This is a genomic window from Gordonia sp. NPDC003950, from assembly GCF_053605205.1.
Genome location: NZ_JBSGIT010000014.1, coordinates 30441 through 47602 on the forward strand (window position 1 = coordinate 30441; position 17162 = coordinate 47602).

The window sequence follows — 17162 nt, forward strand, 5'->3', positions numbered from 1 at the left end:
GGGAGTAGCGCAGACGGGAGACTAGAAGTCCCAGTCCTCGTCTTCGGTGTTGACCGCCTTGCCGATGACGTAACTCGAACCCGACCCGGAGAAGAAGTCGTGATTCTCGTCGGCGTTGGGTGAGAGCGCGGACAGGATCGCCGGGTTCACGTCGGTCTCGTCCTTCGGGAACATCGCCTCGTAGCCGAGGTTCATCAGCGCCTTGTTCGCGTTGTAGCGCAAGAACTTCTTGACGTCCTCGGTGAGACCGACCTCGTCGTAGAGCGCCTCGGTGTAATCGGATTCGTTGTCGTAGAGCTCGAAGAGCAACTCGAAGGTGTAGTCCTTGAGTTCCTGGCGACGCTGCGCGCTCTGCGTCTCCAGACCACGCTGGTACTTGTAGCCGATGTAGTAGCCGTGCACCGCCTCGTCGCGGATGATCAGCCGGATCAGGTCGGCGGTGTTGGTGAGCTTGGCGCGCGACGACCAGTACATCGGCAGATAAAAGCCGGAGTAGAAGAGGAACGACTCCAGCAGCGTCGAGGCCACCTTGCGCTTGAGTGGATCCTCGCCGCGGTAGTAGTCCATGACGATCTGCGCCTTGCGCTGCAACTGGTCATTCTCCTCCGACCAGCGGAAGGCCTCGTCGATCTCCTTGGTCGAGCACAGAGTGGAGAAGATCGAGCTGTAGCTCTTGGCGTGCACCGACTCCATGAACGCGATGTTGGTGAGCACCGCCTCCTCATGCGGAGTGGTCGCATCAGGGATGAGCGATACCGCGCCCACGGTGCCCTGAATGGTGTCGAGCAGCGTCAGGCCGGTGAACACCCGCATGGTGAGCTGCTTCTCATACGGGGTCAGGGTGTTCCATGACGGGATGTCATTGGATACCGGCACCTTCTCGGGCAGCCAGAAATTTCCGGTCAGGCGGTCCCAGACCTCGGCGTCCTTCTCGTCGGGGACGCGGTTCCAGTTGATCGCCGAGACCCGGCTGACCAGCTTGATGGGGGCGCCGTCGGCGGGGCTGTGAGAGGTGGCCGTCATCTGTTCCTCGGGGTCGATGGGTGGACACTGATGTTACTCATCGCAATGTGCCATCAGTTCGTGGCGTGCCCTCCAATCTAGCCGGACCGAGACAGCATTTGGGGAGACGCGCCGCCGAGTGACAAACCCCAATATCTGGGGTTGTTGTGACTGAACGAGCCCCAAATGATGGGTGCTACTGGTGTGTCAACTGAGCGACAACCCATACCGGATCACCACCGATGATGATCGCCGCCACCCGCACATCGCGGGGCCGCACACCGAACGGATCGTCGTCGAGCAGCACGACGTCACCGGGCGACCCCACGGCAAGTGGCAGCGCCCCGTTGGTGGACGAGAACAACGCCTGTCCGACGGTCAGTCGTTCGGCGGCATTCCACGCCGGCTCACCGGGTTCGGCGCGCCACACCGCGGCGTCAATGGCCAGCCACGGATCCAGGGGCGCGATCGGCGCGTCCGATCCGAGCGCTAGGCCCACCCCGGCCCGATGCATGCTCTGCAGCAGAAAGCACCGATCGGCCCGATCCGCCCAGAGGCGTTCGGTGACGGCGCGGTCGTCGAGGAGATGCGCGGGTTGCACGCTCGCCACCACACCGAGGCCGGCCATCCGGACGAGATCCTCGCGGCGCGTCAACTGGGCGTGTTCGATGCTGCCACGGGCGCCGGTCGCCTCGAAGGCATCGAGGGCCTCGGTGACCGCGGCATCGCCGATGGCGTGCACCGCGACGTCGAGGCCACCCGCGGTCGCGCGCGAGAGCAGTTCCCGGACCTCGGCGCCGGAGAAGTTCTGCTTGCCGAACGGGTGGGGTTCGGGCGCGTAGCGGTCGCAGCAGTGCGCCGTCAGCGAGCCCAGCGAACCGTCGGTGATCATCTTCAGCGGACCGAGACTCACTTTGTGCGCCAACGGGTCACCGGTGCGCAGACCAGAACCGGGCTGTCCCGACGCGAGGACCTCGTCGAGCGCGTCGGGGTAGAACCCAGCGCGGATGCGGGGCGCGATCATGCCGTCGGCGACCCGCTCCGGCCAGACGCGATGCGCGCCGGAGAATTCGAGATCGGTGATCCCGACGATTCCCAGTGCCAGAGCCGCCGTCATCGCCCGCTGCACCTGATCGAATTCCGAGGTGCGGGTCGGCGCGACCTCGTCGAGGCGGGCGAACACAGCGAACCACTCGGTCTCGTCGACGAGGCCCGCGCGGTGATCGAGGCCGCAGATCCGCAGCGCACGGCTGTTGAGCCAGCCGCTGTGGGCATCACCGGAGATCAGGATGACCGGATGCCGCCCGGACACCGCGTCGAGTGCGGTCACCGACGCCGGCTCCGACCACTGCGACGGCCGGTGTCCGACGCCGAGGATCACGCGCGAATTCTGTTGCCCGGCAGCCGAATCCACCTCCTCGACGTGGCGGCGCACCCGATCGATCACCGTCTGCGGCGCAGGGCACCCGGAGACGTCGAGCCGCTCACCCCACCGCGCCCACTGGGTGACGTGCACGTGGTGATCCCAGAGTCCGGGGATCACCCACCGCCCGCCGGCATCGAGTTCACGTACCGACCGCCCGCGTGCGATGACCGCTCCGATGTCGGTGACCCGGCCACCGGCGATCCGGATGTCGACGGGTTCGGTGACCGTGCCACCCTCGGACACGATCCGCGCCGAACGGATGATGAGGTCGGCGCCGGTGGGCTCGGATGACGCCTCAGGTGACATGGACGAGTTCGAGTGCGGCACCGGCGAGGTCACGGTCACCGACGACGTCCGCGTCGTCCAGGGCGCGTCGATGCCAGACGGTGAGCAACAGATCATCGGCGGTCGCGCGGATGGCGACGTCTGCCTCCGCGGGGTCGTCGGACACGTCGAATCGCTCGGTGGTCGGGCGTAGCACCCAGTGACGGTCGGTGTGGTCGTGGGCGTGCAGGTGGATCGTGCGCCCCAGCACCTCGTCGGGCACTGGGTCTCCGGCGGCGATGAAGCGCGGAACGAACACCTCCAGCCACTCATCGATGCCGTCACCGGCGAGGTCGGCATCGATCGGCGTCTGCGCTCCCGGTGCGGTCGCCGACTCGAGATCCCACCGGTGCACCGCCAACTCGTGTGCTTGGCGTCGGTACCAGAACGCCACTGTCCGCTCCCCCACGAACGTCCGGGCCGGTTCGTCCGGATCCCGAGATGTCAACGCCTGCATGAGAAGATCACGTCCGACCGCATACCAGTCGATCACCGCGGCACCAGCGGGCACCGGAATCGTGTCGTATCCGCGGTAGCGCCGCGTCTCCATCAGACGGTCGGCCGCCCAGCGATGGACGGCACCGACGTGTCCGAGGAGATCGGAAACATTCCAACCGGGACACGTTGGCACGGGCAGAGCGAGCGACTCCGACGTGGTTGCGGCGAGCCGATCGCTCTCCAGACGGATGGCTTCGAGCCAGCGTTCGGGTGTCACCTGTTGCAGGCTACCCTCAGCGCTGATCGGCGACCTGAACGTGCGGCGCCAACTGACGCAGGACGGGCAGAAGATGCTCGACGGGCGGCTGGAACGCCGCGTCATAGGTGGGACGCAGCCGACGCTCCTTGCCCTTGGAGTCCACCTGATTGGTGATGAGCACCAGCTTCTGAGTCCGGGTGGTGGTGCTGATCCCACCGGTCCGGTCGGTGCAGAGGTCGACGACCGCCACCGCGCCGACGATCGCCGACCACGGCACGAACTCGCGTCCGACGGTGGCGCCATTACGGTCGAAGGACATCTTCTCCTTGCCGCGTTTGGTGGCGACCACGAGGCGACCGGTCGATGCCAGCTGCTGTTGCACGGCCTGCTGGACGGCCGGGTCGAGAACAGTGTCCTCGACACTCACGTTCGTCCGGAACTCCACATGCGGGGCAAGTCTGCCGACGGCCTGACGGAACTCCTCGTAATTGTGGGAGTGGTTGAAGCACATGGTCGTTCCGTATTGCACGGGGCGACCGTTGGCGCCCCGCTCGCGCGACGTGACCACCAGCGAGGTCATCGGCCGTTTCGCCACATTGGTCTTGTGAGGATCGACCTTCGAGTACGCGCGCCTGTCGGAGACGAAATCCAGGGCACCGATCTGATCCCAGCTCAACTGGAACCGCGGAGCCCAGATTCCGGCTGCCGAGGCGGTGACCTGGGGCTTGCCGATCACCGACCGTGCTCCCCAGAGCGAGAGCAAGTACAACACGCCCAGGATGAACCCGACGAAGCCGAAGAAGAACACCCCGGCCACCGAACCCGCGGCCATGAAGACGAGGGCAAGCAGAAGCAGGAAGCCGACCACGCCGCCGAACACCCAGAAGGTGGTCCAACTCGGAGGCGCGGCGCCGACGATGCTCACCTCGGTCGCCATCGGGCGTGGCGCGGGCGGTGTCGGTTGCACCGCCGGAGTCGGCCACGCGTGTTGACTGGGAGCGGGCGTAGACGGGCCCGATGCTGCCGCCGGAGCCGGCTGCCCAGGTGGCACCGGCCAACCGGTCGGCACCGGCGGACTCCCCGGTGCCGGTCGCTTCCGGTAGTCGATCTTCTTCTCGGTCATCCGCGCCCCCGATGTCGCCGTCAGTTGAGAGTGCCCATCACAACATGCACGAGACGCAATTCTCAACCTCGGTGCCCTCGAGGGCCATCTGACGCAGTCGGATGTAGTAGAGCGTCTTGATTCCCTTGCGCCACGCGTAGATCTGTGCCTTGTTGACGTCACGGGTGGTGGCGGTGTCCTTGAAGAACAGCGTCAGGCTCAGGCCTTGATCGACATGCTGGGTGGCCGCGGCGTAGGTGTCGATGATCTTCTCGTAGCCGATCTCATAGGCATCCTGGTAGTACTCCAGGTTGTCGTTGTCCATGAACGGCGCCGGGTAGTAGACGCGACCGATCTTGCCTTCCTTACGGATCTCGACCTTGGCGGCGACCGGGTGGATCGAGCTGGTCGAATGGTTGATGTAGCTGATCGATCCGGTCGGCGGCACCGCTTGCAGGTTCTGGTTGTAGATCCCGTATTCGGCGACCGATGCCTTCAGCACCCGCCAGTCATCCTGGGTCGGGATGTGGATGTCGGCCTCGGCGAACATCTCTCGTACCCGCTGCGTCGCCGGCTCCCACACCTGCTCGGTGTACTTGTCGAAGAACTCACCGGTTGCATACGTCGACTTCTCGAAGCCGGCGAACGCTTTGCCGCGCTCGCGGGCGATGGTGTTCGACGCTTGCAGTGCGTGGAAGAGCACCGTGTAGAAGTAGATGTTGGTGAAGTCCACACCCTCCTCGGAACCGTAGAAGATCCGCTCCCGGGCGAGATAGCCGTGCAGATTCATCTGGCCGAGGCCGATCGCGTGAGAGTCGTTGTTGCCCTTCTCGATCGAGGGCACCGAGGTGATCGCCGTCTGGTCACTGACGGCGGTCAGGCCACGGATCGCGGTTTCGATGGTCGCGCCGATGTCGGGTGAATCCATCGTCTTGGCGATGTTCAGCGACCCGAGGTTGCACGAGATGTCCTTGCCCACATGGGAATAAGATAGGTCGTCGTTGAACGTCGAGGGCGTGGACACCTGCAGGATCTCCGAGCACAGATTGGAGTGGGTGATCTTGCCGTCGATCGGGTTGGCCCGATTCACCGTGTCCTCGAACATGATGTAGGGGTAGCCCGATTCGAACTGCAACTCGGCAAGGGTCTGGAAGAATTCCCGCGCCTTGATCTTCGTCTTGCGAATCCGCTTGTCCTCCACCATCTCGTGGTAGGTGTCGGTCACGTTGACGTCGGCGAACGGCTTGCCGTAGACACGTTCGACGTCGTACGGGCTGAACAGGTACATGTCGTCGTTGTTCTTGGCGAGCTCGAAGGTGATGTCGGGGATCACCACGCCCAGGCTCAGGGTCTTGATGCGGATCTTCTCATCCGCGTTCTCCCGCTTGGTGTCGAGAAAGCGGTAGATATCGGGGTGATGCGCATGCAGGTAGACCGCACCGGCACCCTGACGCGCGCCGAGCTGATTGGCATAGGAAAAAGAATCCTCGAGCAATTTCATGATCGGAATAACGCCCGACGATTGGTTCTCGATTTTCTTGATGGGCGCACCGTGCTCGCGGATATTCGACAGCAAAAGAGCGACACCACCACCGCGTTTGGACAGCTGCAATGCCGAATTGATCGACCGACCTATGGATTCCATGTTATCTTCTATTCTCAAAAGAAAACAAGAAACGGGCTCACCGCGCTGCTTTTTTCCCGAATTCAGAAATGTCGGAGTCGCCGGCTGGAAACGGCCTTCCATGATTTCGTCGACGAGATTGCGCGCCAGCGTCGTGTCACCGTCGGCCAGGGTCAACGCCACCATGCAGACGCGATCCTCGAACCTCTCGAGGTATCGCTTGCCATCGAAGGTCTTCAGCGTGTAGCTGGTGTAGTACTTGAATGCGCCGAGGAAGGTCGGGAATCGGAACTTCTTGGCGTACGCGTGCCCGAAGAGAAGCTTGACGAATTCACGGTCGTAGCGTTCGAGAACCTCGGGCTCGTAATAATTCTCCTCGATGAGGTAATCGAGTTTCTCGTCGAGGTCGTGGAAGAACACCGTGTTCTGGTTGACGTGCTGCAGGAAGTACTGATGCGCCGCCTCGCGGTCCTTCTCGAACTGGATACGACCGTCGGCGTCGTACAGGTTCAGCATCGCGTTGAGCGCGTGGTAATCGAGTTCGCCCGGATCGTGTCCGGCCGGTCCCGCGTGCACGCCGGACTTGCTCGCCGAGGTGGTGGTGTCGGTGGTCACGTCGGAGACAGAAGTGGTGGGCGACACGGAGACTCTCCTGTTGGTGGGTGTCGAACGGGTGATGGGCGTGCTGGTTGGTGGACGTGCTGGCTGATGGGACCGTGGGGTGGGGTGCGAACCCCTCACCCGCACACGATAGGCGTGGGGTCTGACATTTCCGGTTCACGCAGTTCGGCGACCATGGTGGCGCCGAACTCCGCCAGTCCCTCACGGACCCGGGTGACGTCGTGCTCGGTCCCCATCAATTCGAATCGATAGAGGTAGGGCACCGAGCACTTGCGCGCGATGATGTCGCCGGCAAGGCAGTACTCCTCGCCGAAGTTGGTGTTGCCGGCCGCGATCACCGCACGGATGCGCGAGCGGTTGCGGGGGTTGTTGAGGAAGCGGATGACCTGCTTGGGGACGAAGCCACCGCCGACCATCGAGGAGGACTTACCGCCCCCATAGGTGGGACAGATCAACACGTACGGCTGGTCGACCTCGAAGGAACCGATCCTGCCTGCGGCGTTCCCGGCCTCTGCGCTCCCGGCCTCTGCGTTCCCCGCGTTTGGGCCGCCCCGGTCGATCAGCGGGATGCGCACCGCGGGCAGCCGCAGCTTCTCGACGAAACGATGGGTGTTCTCCGACACCGAGGAGAAATACACGATGAGCGGCGGTGTGCCGGTCGGCCGTTCCACCATCTCTCCCACCGCCCTGCCGGATCGTGAACGGCCATCTGCGGCCGCTGAGGTCTTCTTCTCGAAAGTTGTGGTCCGGTTGCCTGCCCCGGAATCACTCACAGGGCAGGCAACCGCGTCCACGTGCTGCGCGCGAGCCCGGCCGATCCCGACTTCCCCTCCGGATCGGCATTGGCGATCGCGTCAGGCAGCGGCGGCGGCGAGGGCCTTGATGCGGTCCGGGCGGAAGCCCGACCAGTGGTCGTCGCCGACGACGACAACCGGTGCCTGCAGGTACCCGAGTGCCATGACGTAGTCGCGCGCCTCGTCGTCCTGACTGATGTCGACGACCTCGTACTCCAGGCCATGCTTGTCCAGGGCCTTGTAGGTCGCATTGCACTGCACGCACGCCGGCTTGGTGTAGACGGTGATTGCCATTCGCAGAACGCTCCTCGTGTCACGTGATGATCAGCAGATGCTCGTCGGTCGGGTATGGTCACGGACCCCTCAGAGCCCGATTTCCCAGCGTGAAGATCGTGACGCAGGTCACTGCGTGTATCGAACTTCTCCTACCGCTACGGCACTCTCGCGTCTCGGTCCGGCTGGTGTTGAGAACACTACACCTAGTGTCTGACATTTCCGAGTACCACTAGAAGTTGTGAATCACATTCATGAAACTCGCTGGTCGCGGCAGGTACGCAATCTCAAATCCCGGCGTGTCCAGGACGCGTTGGGCGTGTCGCACCCGGTGGTGATACCGACGACCGGACGCCGGCCACCGGAGACGCCGCGAGGCGCGCCCGGAGCAGATCCGGGACACGCCTCGTGGATGCCTACGAGCGACGACGTCAGACGCGTGCGGGCACCTGATCGGCCAGCACCCGCACCGCGCCGACCACATCGTCGATCACCTCGGCCGGCAGCGCACCGTCGGCGAGGCCGGCGGTCGCCAACCCGAAGTCGATGTCCTCGACGACGCGTCCGCCGGCGATGCCGACGGCCTTGCGGGTGTCCTCACGCGACCAGGTTCCGGCATAGCGACCCAGCGCGGCCCCGATGACGCCGACCGGCTTCTCGGTCATCGCGCCCTGACCGTAGGGACGCGACAGCCAGTCGATGGCGTTCTTCAGGACCGCCGGGATGGTGCCGTTGTACTCGGGCGTCGCGATGAGGACCGCATCGGCCGCGGCGACGTCCTCGCGCAGCGCCACCACGGCAGCGTCGAGGTCACCGGCATCGATGTCCTCGTTGTAGAACGGCAGGCGGTCCAGGCCCTCGACGACGGTCACCGTCACACCGGCCGGCGGGTTGTCGGCGGCCGCCTGGGCCAGGCGACGGTTGATCGAGTCGCGGCGCAGGCTGCCCACCAGGGCGACGACGGTAACGATCGAATCGGTCATGTTGCTCCTCCTATGGTCAAAACAAGTTGATAGAATCAACCGGACCACGGTCCGAATATTTCGCCACGGCGTCAAGAGTTAGGTTCATCACGTGTCCGACGAGCAGAACGCGATTCCTCTGCATCTCACCGCACCGGGTGAGACCGAACGCGCCGATGCAGCCCGCAACCGCCGGCTGTTGCTGGCCGCGGCCAAGAACCTCATCGACACCCGCGGCGCGGCCGCGGTGACCATGGATGCCGTCGCCGCGGAGGCCGGTGTCGGCAAGGGCACCGTGTTCCGTCGGTTCGGTAGCCGGACCGGACTCATGCATGCCCTCCTCGATCACTCCGAATCCGAATTGCAGCAGGCGTACCTGTCCGGTCCGTCCCCGCTCGGCCCGGGCGCGCCGCCCCTCGACCGGCTGCTCGCCTACGGCCGGGCCCGGCTGAAGATGACCACCGATCACCTCGACATCCTGCTCGAGGCCGGCGCCGACAACGGCGAGTTCATGAAGCACCCGGTCTGGCGCTCGTCGACGCAACACATTCAGATCCTGTTGCGCCAGATGGGATTCGGTGATCAGGTCGACGCGCTCGCGATCGCGATCCAGGCTCCCCTCGGAGCGTCTGCGGTCGCCCACCTCACCGAGGTCGTCGGCCTCGATCTCGCGACCATCGCCGACCAATGGGAACACTTCATCCGCACCCTCGCCGCCGGCATCGGCCCGCGCTGAGACCGCGTGCGCGAGTTCTGCTCGGCGCGCACGAAACCCGTCACCGAATTAGCCTGGGAGGGGTCAGGTGAAAGGAAGTCAGCGTGAAGGCGATCATCATCGGTGCCGGTATGGGTGGGCTCAGTGCAGCCATCGCCCTGAAGAAGCTCGGCGTGGATATCGAGGTCTACGAACAGGTCACGGAGAACAAGCCGGTCGGTGCCGCGATCTCGGTGTGGTCCAACGGTGTCCTGTGCCTCAATCACCTCGGCCTCGAGAACGAGGTCGCCGAACTCGGCGGCATCGTCGAGACGATGAGCTACGTCGACGCCCACACCGGTGAGACCATGTGTCGCTTCTCGATGCAGCCTCTCATCGACGAGGTCGGCCAGCGCCCGTATCCGGTGGCGCGGGCCGAACTGCAGCTGATGCTGATGAAGGCCTACGGCATCGACGACATCCACTTCGGCAAGAAGATGGTGTCGGTCAGCGACGGACCCGATGCCGCCACCGTCGAATTCGCCGACGGCAGCACCGATTCGGCCGACCTGGTCATCGGGGCCGATGGTGCGAAATCACTGACACGCGAGTACGTGCTCGGCGGCCCGGTCACCCGCCGCTACGCCGGCTACGTCAACTTCAACGGTCTCGTCGCCGTCGACGACGAGATCGGCCCGGCGACGGAGTGGACCACCTACGTCGGTGACAGTCGGCGCGTTTCGGTGATGCCCATCGCCGGTGACCGCTTCTACTTCTTCTTCGACGTCCCGATGCCCGAAAGTGTTCCCTTCGAACGGGGAACGGCGCGGGAGGTCCTTGCCGAGGAGTTCGCCGACTGGGCCCCCGGGGTCCAGAAACTGATCGAGACACTCGATCCGGCGACGACCAACCGGGTCGAGATCCTCGACCTCGACCCGTTTCACACGTGGGTCAAGGGACGTGTCGCCGTGCTCGGCGATGCCGCCCACAACACGACACCCGACATCGGTCAGGGCGGCTGCTCGGCGATGGAGGATGCCGTGGCACTGCAATTCGCCTTCGCCGACCATCCCGACGACGTTCATGCCGCGCTCGCCGAGTACGAGAAGACCCGCGCCGAGCGGGCGGGAGATCTCGTCCTGCGCGCACGGAAACGATGCGATGTCACTCACGGCAAGGATCCGGAGAAGACCTCGCAGTGGTACGCCGAACTGCGAGACGAGGACGGTACCAACATCATTCGCGGTATCGTCGGCAACATCATGGGTGGTCCGGTCACGCCGGTGTGACGTGCCGGCCGGGCCGATCGGTGCTCTGACCCGCCCGACCTCCGCCGGCTCAGTTCTCCGGTTCCGGCACGGCCCGACCCGACGGATCCGCCGCGATACCGTCATGGGCCACCAACGCATCGTGACGCGACAGTGTCGGGCCCGCGACGAGCAGCGACGCGACGGCCCAGGGTACCGGCGCCGGGGTCGTACCGAGTCCGAGCACCTGCGCCGTGGCCATGTCCGCGACGCCGAACCGGACACCCGAATCATTCAGGTAGAACAACGATTCCGTGCGGGTGCTGTCGTCTTCATTGCCGGTCGTCTGGATGAACTCACCCGAGCCCGCGGGCAGGTACACCTCGTCGATCAGCGGCCCGGGACCGTCGGCGCCGGCCGGTGTCACCACTTCGACTCCCGCGGACAGCGGAAGTCCACGTCCGAGGAGCAGGGAAGTCCGCGCCGTCGGGTCCGCGGAGCCGCGTGACCATACCGAACACATCATCGGAGCCGTTGCCGATGACACCAGATGTGGTGCGTGCGAGGGAAATTCGGTTACCGGCAGCGAATCGCTGCGGGGTGCGGCGTTGACCGAGGCCGGCGACCGGGTCGGCACCTCGGCCGGGCTGCCGGGATCGGCCAGCCGCAGCATCTCCGCGGTGGCCTCGCCGATCGGCTGGACGGACTCGGTGAGCACGACGTAGTAGTCGAGATGACCGTTCACCCCGACGGTGCGGATCACCGAGCCCACCGACACGTCGGGAATTGGCAGGTCCGAGGGCGTTCCGGCGCCACCGATCCGCGGCACGGCCAACGGGGCCACCTCGGGCAGGGTGTTGAGGACACCGACGCCGACCGGGCGGGGCGTCTCATCAGCGAGACCGAACGCCCGCGTCACGGCGGCGTCGTACATGTCGACCTCGGCGCGTACCGGTACCGAATGCTCACCGCGGACCACCTGGTAGACCAGAAACGTTGCCCGACCATCGGTCACCAACACCGCGTCCTGCGGTCCGGCCGGTGCGATCTGTGCACCGGTGGCCGGCCGGTCGGCGATGACCGCCAGCCGACGCGTGGTGTCCTCACCGGATCCGGGGCGGTCGCACACACTCCACACCGACGTGTCGCGGTGCGCGCTGGCGGGCAGGGCGGCCGGCGCCCCCGGGATCCCGAGCAGCGGACCCCGCGGATACGCCGACAACGCCGAGTCGGCAACCGACTTCGGTGCGCTGTCACTGCCTGTGATCAGTCGGGCCGAGGCCAGATTCAGTACCGGATGCACCTTCTCGTCGACGACGACGTACATCCCACCGCTCTGTTTGCCGACCAGGATCGATGCCTGTCCCACCGTCCCCTGTGGACGGATCAGGCCCCAGATGCCGAATCCGGCCAGTGCCAACACCGTCAGGACGGTGCCGAGCGCAAGTGCCCGCACGGAAGCGCGCATGGGGTCGTGCAGCATCCGGGCGTCGCGCCGGACCAGGGCGTGCTCCAGTCGGCTGAGCAGGAAACGATAGCCGTTGACCTGCGCCTTGGTCGTCAATTGCCGCGCCATCGACCCCCACCCCCCGATCCACACACCGCGCCGATACCTGATCAGACGCATCCCGAGCCCGATCGGTTCCCGTCGGCGGGCTCGAATGTCGAACTGCGCCAACACCGGTTCACCCGGTCGGTGAGGTAGTAGCCTAGCCGATACATCAGCGCCGTGAGGCGGGGAGCAGGGGGACCATGATGACACTCGTTGACGCGCCGTCGGCTCCGGACGCCGATGTGCGCACCGATCCGCCCATCGCACATCGCCGTGATCGCATTCGCAGGACACCGATCCCGACCACCGTGGTCGTCGGCGAGGTCCTGCTGTTCGTCGGGCTGGCGGTCTGGGCGGCGTCGGGCTCACGGTGGGGATGGGTCGCCCTGGCGATCCTCGCGGTGGTGTGCCTGACCCTTGTGCCGTGCCGTGGTGGGATCTCCCCGATGTCCCGGCTGGGACGCCGGATCTCGTTCACCTGGACGCGGGCCCGACGACGCTCGACCGATCTGATCCCGGCACCGTTCGACATCCCACCGGCCCGGCAGACCCCCGCCGGCGCGGGATGCGCACCCGACGCCGAGACCCCCATCGGCGCACGCTGGGTCGGCCACACCCTGATCACCGCGATCCGCGTTCATCCGTGCGGGCCCGATACCACGTTCCTCACCCCGGACTCCGCGACGCCGCGCGACCCATGGGGACAACAGATCCCACTCGAGGTGCTGGCCGAGTGCATCGATCCCTACGACATTCCGCTGGCATCGATCGACATCGTCGGGCACGGTGGCCGCGCCTGGGGCCGGGACCGCGCCGCGGCGGCTTATCGCGCCACGCTGGGTCCGCTGCCGGCCACCGCCCTGCGTACCACCGTGGTGATCTTGCGACTGGATCCCCGGGACTGTCCGGACGCCATCGCCCGACGCGGCGGCGGTGCGGTGGGTGCGTTGCGTGCGGCGACGATCACCACCCGTCGGGTCATCGCGCGCCTCGCCGAGCAGGGACTGACCGTTTCGGCGTTGTCGGCCGCCGAGATCTCCTCGGTCACCGATCAACTCACCGGCGGTTGTTCCCCCGACGAGGTGACCGAGGCCTGGAATGAGGTGAGCTCGATGCGCCTGCACATGTGTGTGGCCGCGGTCGAGCCGACGACGCTGGTCGAGGTCGCCACGCGTGTGTGGGCGATGCCGGCTGCGGCCACCACCCTGACCATCCGGCTGTCCCGAAACGCCGCCGGCGGACTCCGGGTCGCCGGGCTGGTGCGCCTCGATGACCATCGCGGCGGCCCCGATCTGCCGCGTGGGCACCGGCATCGGGGCCTTGCGCCGTTGCCCGGCAACCAGTTCGACGCCTTCACCGCGGGTGTGCCGATGGCCTCGTCGTCGCGGTTGCACCGGTTGCTGCCCGCACTCGAGGGTGCCGACGCGCAGGCCGCCCTGTGCCGGATGCAGATCCCGGCAGCGGGTTGCGGGCAACTCGTCGGCGCGGACCGGTCCGGCCGCGCGGTCGCGGTGCCGCTCGCCGGACCGGGAATCGGCACCGTCATGCTGTCCGGTGACCAGACGTTGTTGGCGCAGACGGTCCTTAGGACCGTCGCCACCAACATCCCGGTGATCGTCCGTGCGGCCGACCCGCTGCGATGGCGCGGGCTCGTCGAGGCCGTTGGCGCACCCCATCTCCTGACGTTCGCCGATCACCGGAGACCGGTGGGGGCGGGACTGCGGGTGGAGGTCTTCGACGGCGTGAACGCCCCCGCGGGCGCACCCGACCCGGGGTGCACCCGCTTCGTCGTGATCGCCCACTCCGACGTGGCCGCCGCAGCCCGGGCGGACGTCGCGCTGATTCAGAATCCCACTGCGCCGCAGCGGGTCTCAGTGCTCACCGGCCGACATCGCACCGAGGTGACGATGGTCGCCACCGCCGCGGAACAGGCGTTGTACGCCGGAAGTCACTGAGCGCGGATCGGCACCAGCGCCCGGAAGAACACCGCGCGCGCGGAATCGGCGCGTACCACCACATCCGGGTCGGAGTCGGCCAGCCATGCCGCCCGTCCCGCGGGCACGGTGATCGGCGCCCCGCCCTGCGGCCGGACCTCGATCTGCCCGGAGAGCACCGCGAGGATCTGCGGCCCGGGCATGTCGAAGCTGATGGACGCCGGCTGGGTCATGCCGGTCCCGTCGAGTTCGATTCGGGAGAGCCGGAATTCGGGTGCGGGTGTCAGATAGATGCGTTCGGCACCGACCGTTCGGATCGCCGGGATCAGGTCGTCGACGTCGACCGGGGTGAAGTCGAGAACCCGTAGCAATTCCGGCACGTCGATGTGTTTGGGCGTCAATCCGCCGCGCAGCACGTTGTCGGAGTTGGCCATGATCTCCACCCCGGTGCCCTCGAGGTAGGCGTGCAGGTTCCCGGAGGGTAGGTAGATCCCCTGTCCCGGTGTCAGGTGGACCCGGTTGAGCAGCAGCGACGCCAATACCCCGGGGTCGTTCGGGTACATCTCACCCAGTTGCAGGGCGGTGCGCAGTTCGGCGCCGAATGCGCTGCGTCCCGATTCCAGCAGGGTGACCGCCGCCGACAGCACCGGCGGCATCAACGCGCCGATGGTCTGTTCCGGTAACGTCAGCCAGGTGGTGAACAGCGCTCGCAGCCCGCTCGAATCGGGTTGACCGGCAAGCATTCCCAGATAGGGGTCCAGCTCGCTCACCTGAAGTTCGCGCAGTAGTGCGATGGTGGCGGCGGTCGCGCGGAAACCGGCCAGCGCATCGAACTCGCTCAACGCGACGACGAGTTCGGGTTTGTGCCATGGATCGCGGTAGTTGCGGTCGCGGGCGTCGATCGGCAACCCGATCGCGTTCTCCCGTTCGAATCCCTCGCGGGCCTGCTCCGAGGACGGATGCGCTTGCAGCGACAGCGGTTCCTCGGCGGCGAGAACCTTCAGCAGGAACGGCAGTCGGCCTCCGAAGGCGGTGGCGGTGGGGCCCCCCAGGGCCGCCGGCCGGTCGGCATCGATGGCGGTCAGCAGGTCGGTCTCCGAGACGCCGTCGGCGGTCAGTACCGATGCGGGTCCGGCACTGTGAGCGCCGAACCACAATTCGGCCTCGGGGTGAGGGGACGGTACCGGCCGACCCCGGAGCGATGCGATGGCGGTCCGCGAACCCCACGCGTACGTCCTGAGATTACCCTCGAGGACCCTCATCGGCGCCCGGCCTCGGTCAGACGCAGATACACCGCGGCCATCTCGATACGCAGCATGAGCACCAGCAAAGACGTGAGATCTGCCGGCACGTCGGCGCGGTCGGCGCGGGTACCCGGCCACAATGGTGCAGCGGATGCCGTTGCGCCGGAGTCGATGTCGTCACCATCACCGACCACCACCTCTGCGGTGGGGATGCCTTCGATGCGGCGACGGGTGTGCCATTCGCGGGAGGCGGATGTGGTCACCACCACCCGCGGCGGTGCATCCGGCCGCGGTCCGTCGATTTGCGGATCGTAGAAGATGTCATCGGCCGGTGACGACGATCCGGCGTCGGCCCACTGATCGCGGGCCACCCGTCCGATGTCGGCCAGATCGAGTGCCGCACCGGCGATTCCCGTCACTGCAAACATCACCCCCGAAGCTCGCCCGGCCAGCGCCGTCGTCGCCGGGGAATCCCCCGACCACACCATCGGCCCGTCACCGAGTCGCGCTGCCAGCATTTTCGCATGATTGTGGAATGTTTCCCGGCCCGGATGGTCGGCGGCCGCCTCGTCGTCGAGCGCGTCGGCGATGTCGGCGACCTCCGGTGCCGTCCCGGTGAACCGCACCTGCCCCATGGAGGTCAGGACGGCGAGCAGGATCGCGACGAATCCGGCGAATCGAAACCGTGGGTCGACGTCGATCCGCGGCGAGAGGTTGATTCCGTTGCCGCCCAGAGCATCCCGCAGGGGTCCCTCCACCGGTGCCGCGATCACGACTTCAGCACGTCGCCGCAGGGCGCGCGCGGCGGCGTCGGCGAGGATCATGTCGCCGCCGTCGTCGCCGGCCAGCACGACCACGTCGAGCGGTCCGATCCATCCGGGGAGTCCGGGCGCGGAGACGATCGGTACGTCGATGCGGGTGGCCATCACCGCGGTGATCATCGCGGTGGCCGCGGCCGCGGCGCCGCCTCCCGGACTGACCACCACGACACTGCGCGGGCGGAGTTCGGCGAGTGACTCGGTGACGCCTTCGCGGATCGCCTCGGCCACTGACCGCACCTGGGCACCGGCAAGGGCGGCCGCATGCAGCAGGCCTTCGGAATCCGCCGCGATCAGTTCCTCGACGTCGTCGAGATCGGTGGCACCGGTTCGCATGATCACCACAGTAGTCAGCCGGTCACGCCTTCGACCACCAATGGTCAGTCGACGGGGTCCGGCAGCACCCGGAGGTGTCCGCGTCGACCGGGCCGCGGCGTAGTCGGGGCGCGACGACGCTCGGTGTCGTTGGGGACCTCGGGGCGGCCGGTGGCCCGGTGTCGTCCGTGCCGGGGATCGTCGAATCCGTCGAGCGCATCGGGATGGGCCACATCGGCGGCGATCCGGCCGGCCCGTCCGCCGGTGCTGGCCTCACGGACGGCCTCGGCCAGGGCGGTCAGTTCGTAGTCCTCGGCGAGGGGCGTGGAGAATCCGCGCTCGCTGCGCAGCATCTCCCAGCCTCGCGGCACGGTGATCCGTCGGGCGTGCTCGTCGCAAAGGTCCCAGGAGTGCGGTTCGGCCGAGCCGGCCAAGGGGCCGATCACCGCGGTCGACTCCGCGTAGACGAACGTCAGCGTAGCCACCGCGGAGCGGGTGCAGCCGGGCCTGCAGCACTGTCGGGGAAGCTTCAC

The 17162-nt window shown here is 66.6% G+C and carries 15 protein-coding genes; 3 read left to right on the top strand and 12 right to left on the bottom strand.

Going from position 1 to position 17162, the window contains the following annotated elements:
- Nucleotides 1-21: 21 nt before the first annotated feature.
- The 8 genes from nrdF to ACWETB_RS13880 all read right to left on the bottom strand — a co-directional run bounded on the left by nrdF (nt 22) and on the right by ACWETB_RS13880 (nt 8846).
- A complete protein-coding gene (gene nrdF, locus ACWETB_RS13845; protein WP_452211690.1) occupies nt 22-1023 on the bottom strand; it encodes a class 1b ribonucleoside-diphosphate reductase subunit beta in 1002 nt (333 codons plus the stop codon).
- Nucleotides 1024-1198: 175 nt separating this feature from the next.
- Nucleotides 1199-2734: an amidohydrolase gene (locus ACWETB_RS13850; RefSeq protein ID WP_452211692.1), complete on the bottom strand. Its 1536-nt coding sequence runs from the start codon at nt 2732-2734 to the stop codon at nt 1199-1201.
- Entirely contained in the window at nt 2724-3467 is a 744-nt protein-coding gene (locus ACWETB_RS13855) for a maleylpyruvate isomerase family mycothiol-dependent enzyme (protein WP_452211694.1), read from the bottom strand. Before ACWETB_RS13855 ends, ACWETB_RS13850 begins: the two co-directional genes overlap by 11 nt.
- Before the next feature lie 16 nt (nt 3468-3483).
- Nucleotides 3484-4374 (bottom strand): hypothetical protein, encoded by an 891-nt coding sequence (locus tag ACWETB_RS13860; RefSeq protein WP_452211695.1) that lies wholly within the window; start codon nt 4372-4374, stop codon nt 3484-3486.
- 235 nt (nt 4375-4609) lie between these two features.
- Nucleotides 4610-6817 (bottom strand): class 1b ribonucleoside-diphosphate reductase subunit alpha, encoded by a 2208-nt coding sequence (nrdE, locus tag ACWETB_RS13865; RefSeq protein WP_452211697.1) that lies wholly within the window; start codon nt 6815-6817, stop codon nt 4610-4612.
- A gap of 95 nt (nt 6818-6912) precedes the next feature.
- On the bottom strand, nt 6913-7470 hold the full coding sequence (gene nrdI, locus ACWETB_RS13870) for a class Ib ribonucleoside-diphosphate reductase assembly flavoprotein NrdI (protein WP_449743059.1): 558 nt from the start codon (nt 7468-7470) through the stop codon (nt 6913-6915).
- Between the two features lie 180 nt (nt 7471-7650).
- Complete coding sequence (gene nrdH / locus ACWETB_RS13875; RefSeq protein ID WP_348807553.1) at nt 7651-7884, bottom strand: glutaredoxin-like protein NrdH; 234 nt, start codon at nt 7882-7884, stop codon at nt 7651-7653.
- A gap of 410 nt (nt 7885-8294) precedes the next feature.
- Nucleotides 8295-8846, bottom strand: a complete 552-nt coding sequence (locus tag ACWETB_RS13880) for an NADPH-dependent FMN reductase (RefSeq protein WP_449743060.1) — start codon at nt 8844-8846, stop codon at nt 8295-8297.
- 91 nt (nt 8847-8937) lie between these two features.
- Between ACWETB_RS13880 and ACWETB_RS13885 the strand changes: the two genes are divergently transcribed.
- Complete coding sequence (locus tag ACWETB_RS13885) at nt 8938-9561, top strand: TetR/AcrR family transcriptional regulator (RefSeq protein WP_449743061.1); 624 nt, start codon at nt 8938-8940, stop codon at nt 9559-9561.
- A gap of 83 nt (nt 9562-9644) precedes the next feature.
- Nucleotides 9645-10808 (top strand): FAD-dependent urate hydroxylase HpxO, encoded by a 1164-nt coding sequence (gene hpxO / locus ACWETB_RS13890; protein WP_452211700.1) that lies wholly within the window; start codon nt 9645-9647, stop codon nt 10806-10808.
- A gap of 49 nt (nt 10809-10857) precedes the next feature.
- Here the strand turns inward: hpxO and eccB are convergent, their stop codons facing one another.
- Nucleotides 10858-12342, bottom strand: a complete 1485-nt coding sequence (gene eccB / locus ACWETB_RS13895; protein ID WP_452211702.1) for a type VII secretion protein EccB — start codon at nt 12340-12342, stop codon at nt 10858-10860.
- A gap of 176 nt (nt 12343-12518) precedes the next feature.
- Between eccB and eccE the strand changes: the two genes are divergently transcribed.
- Nucleotides 12519-14273, top strand: coding sequence for a type VII secretion protein EccE (gene eccE / locus ACWETB_RS13900; RefSeq protein ID WP_452211704.1), 1755 nt, complete (start codon nt 12519-12521; stop codon nt 14271-14273).
- Here eccE and manA read toward each other — a convergent pair.
- From manA to ACWETB_RS13915, 3 genes are read right to left on the bottom strand one after another with little or no spacing between them, the layout of a single operon-like run.
- Nucleotides 14267-15514 carry a mannose-6-phosphate isomerase, class I gene (manA, locus tag ACWETB_RS13905; RefSeq protein ID WP_449743065.1) on the bottom strand — a complete coding sequence of 416 codons (1248 nt, stop codon included), beginning with the start codon at nt 15512-15514 and terminating at the stop codon, nt 14267-14269. The two genes, eccE and manA, sit on opposite strands and share 7 nt — an antisense overlap.
- Nucleotides 15511-16650: a hypothetical protein gene (locus tag ACWETB_RS13910; RefSeq protein ID WP_452211706.1), complete on the bottom strand. Its 1140-nt coding sequence runs from the start codon at nt 16648-16650 to the stop codon at nt 15511-15513. Before ACWETB_RS13910 ends, manA begins: the two co-directional genes overlap by 4 nt.
- A gap of 44 nt (nt 16651-16694) precedes the next feature.
- The gene (locus ACWETB_RS13915) at nt 16695-17162 is read right to left on the bottom strand and encodes a DUF3499 domain-containing protein (protein ID WP_449743067.1); all 468 of its coding nucleotides are present in this window, start codon (nt 17160-17162) and stop codon (nt 16695-16697) included.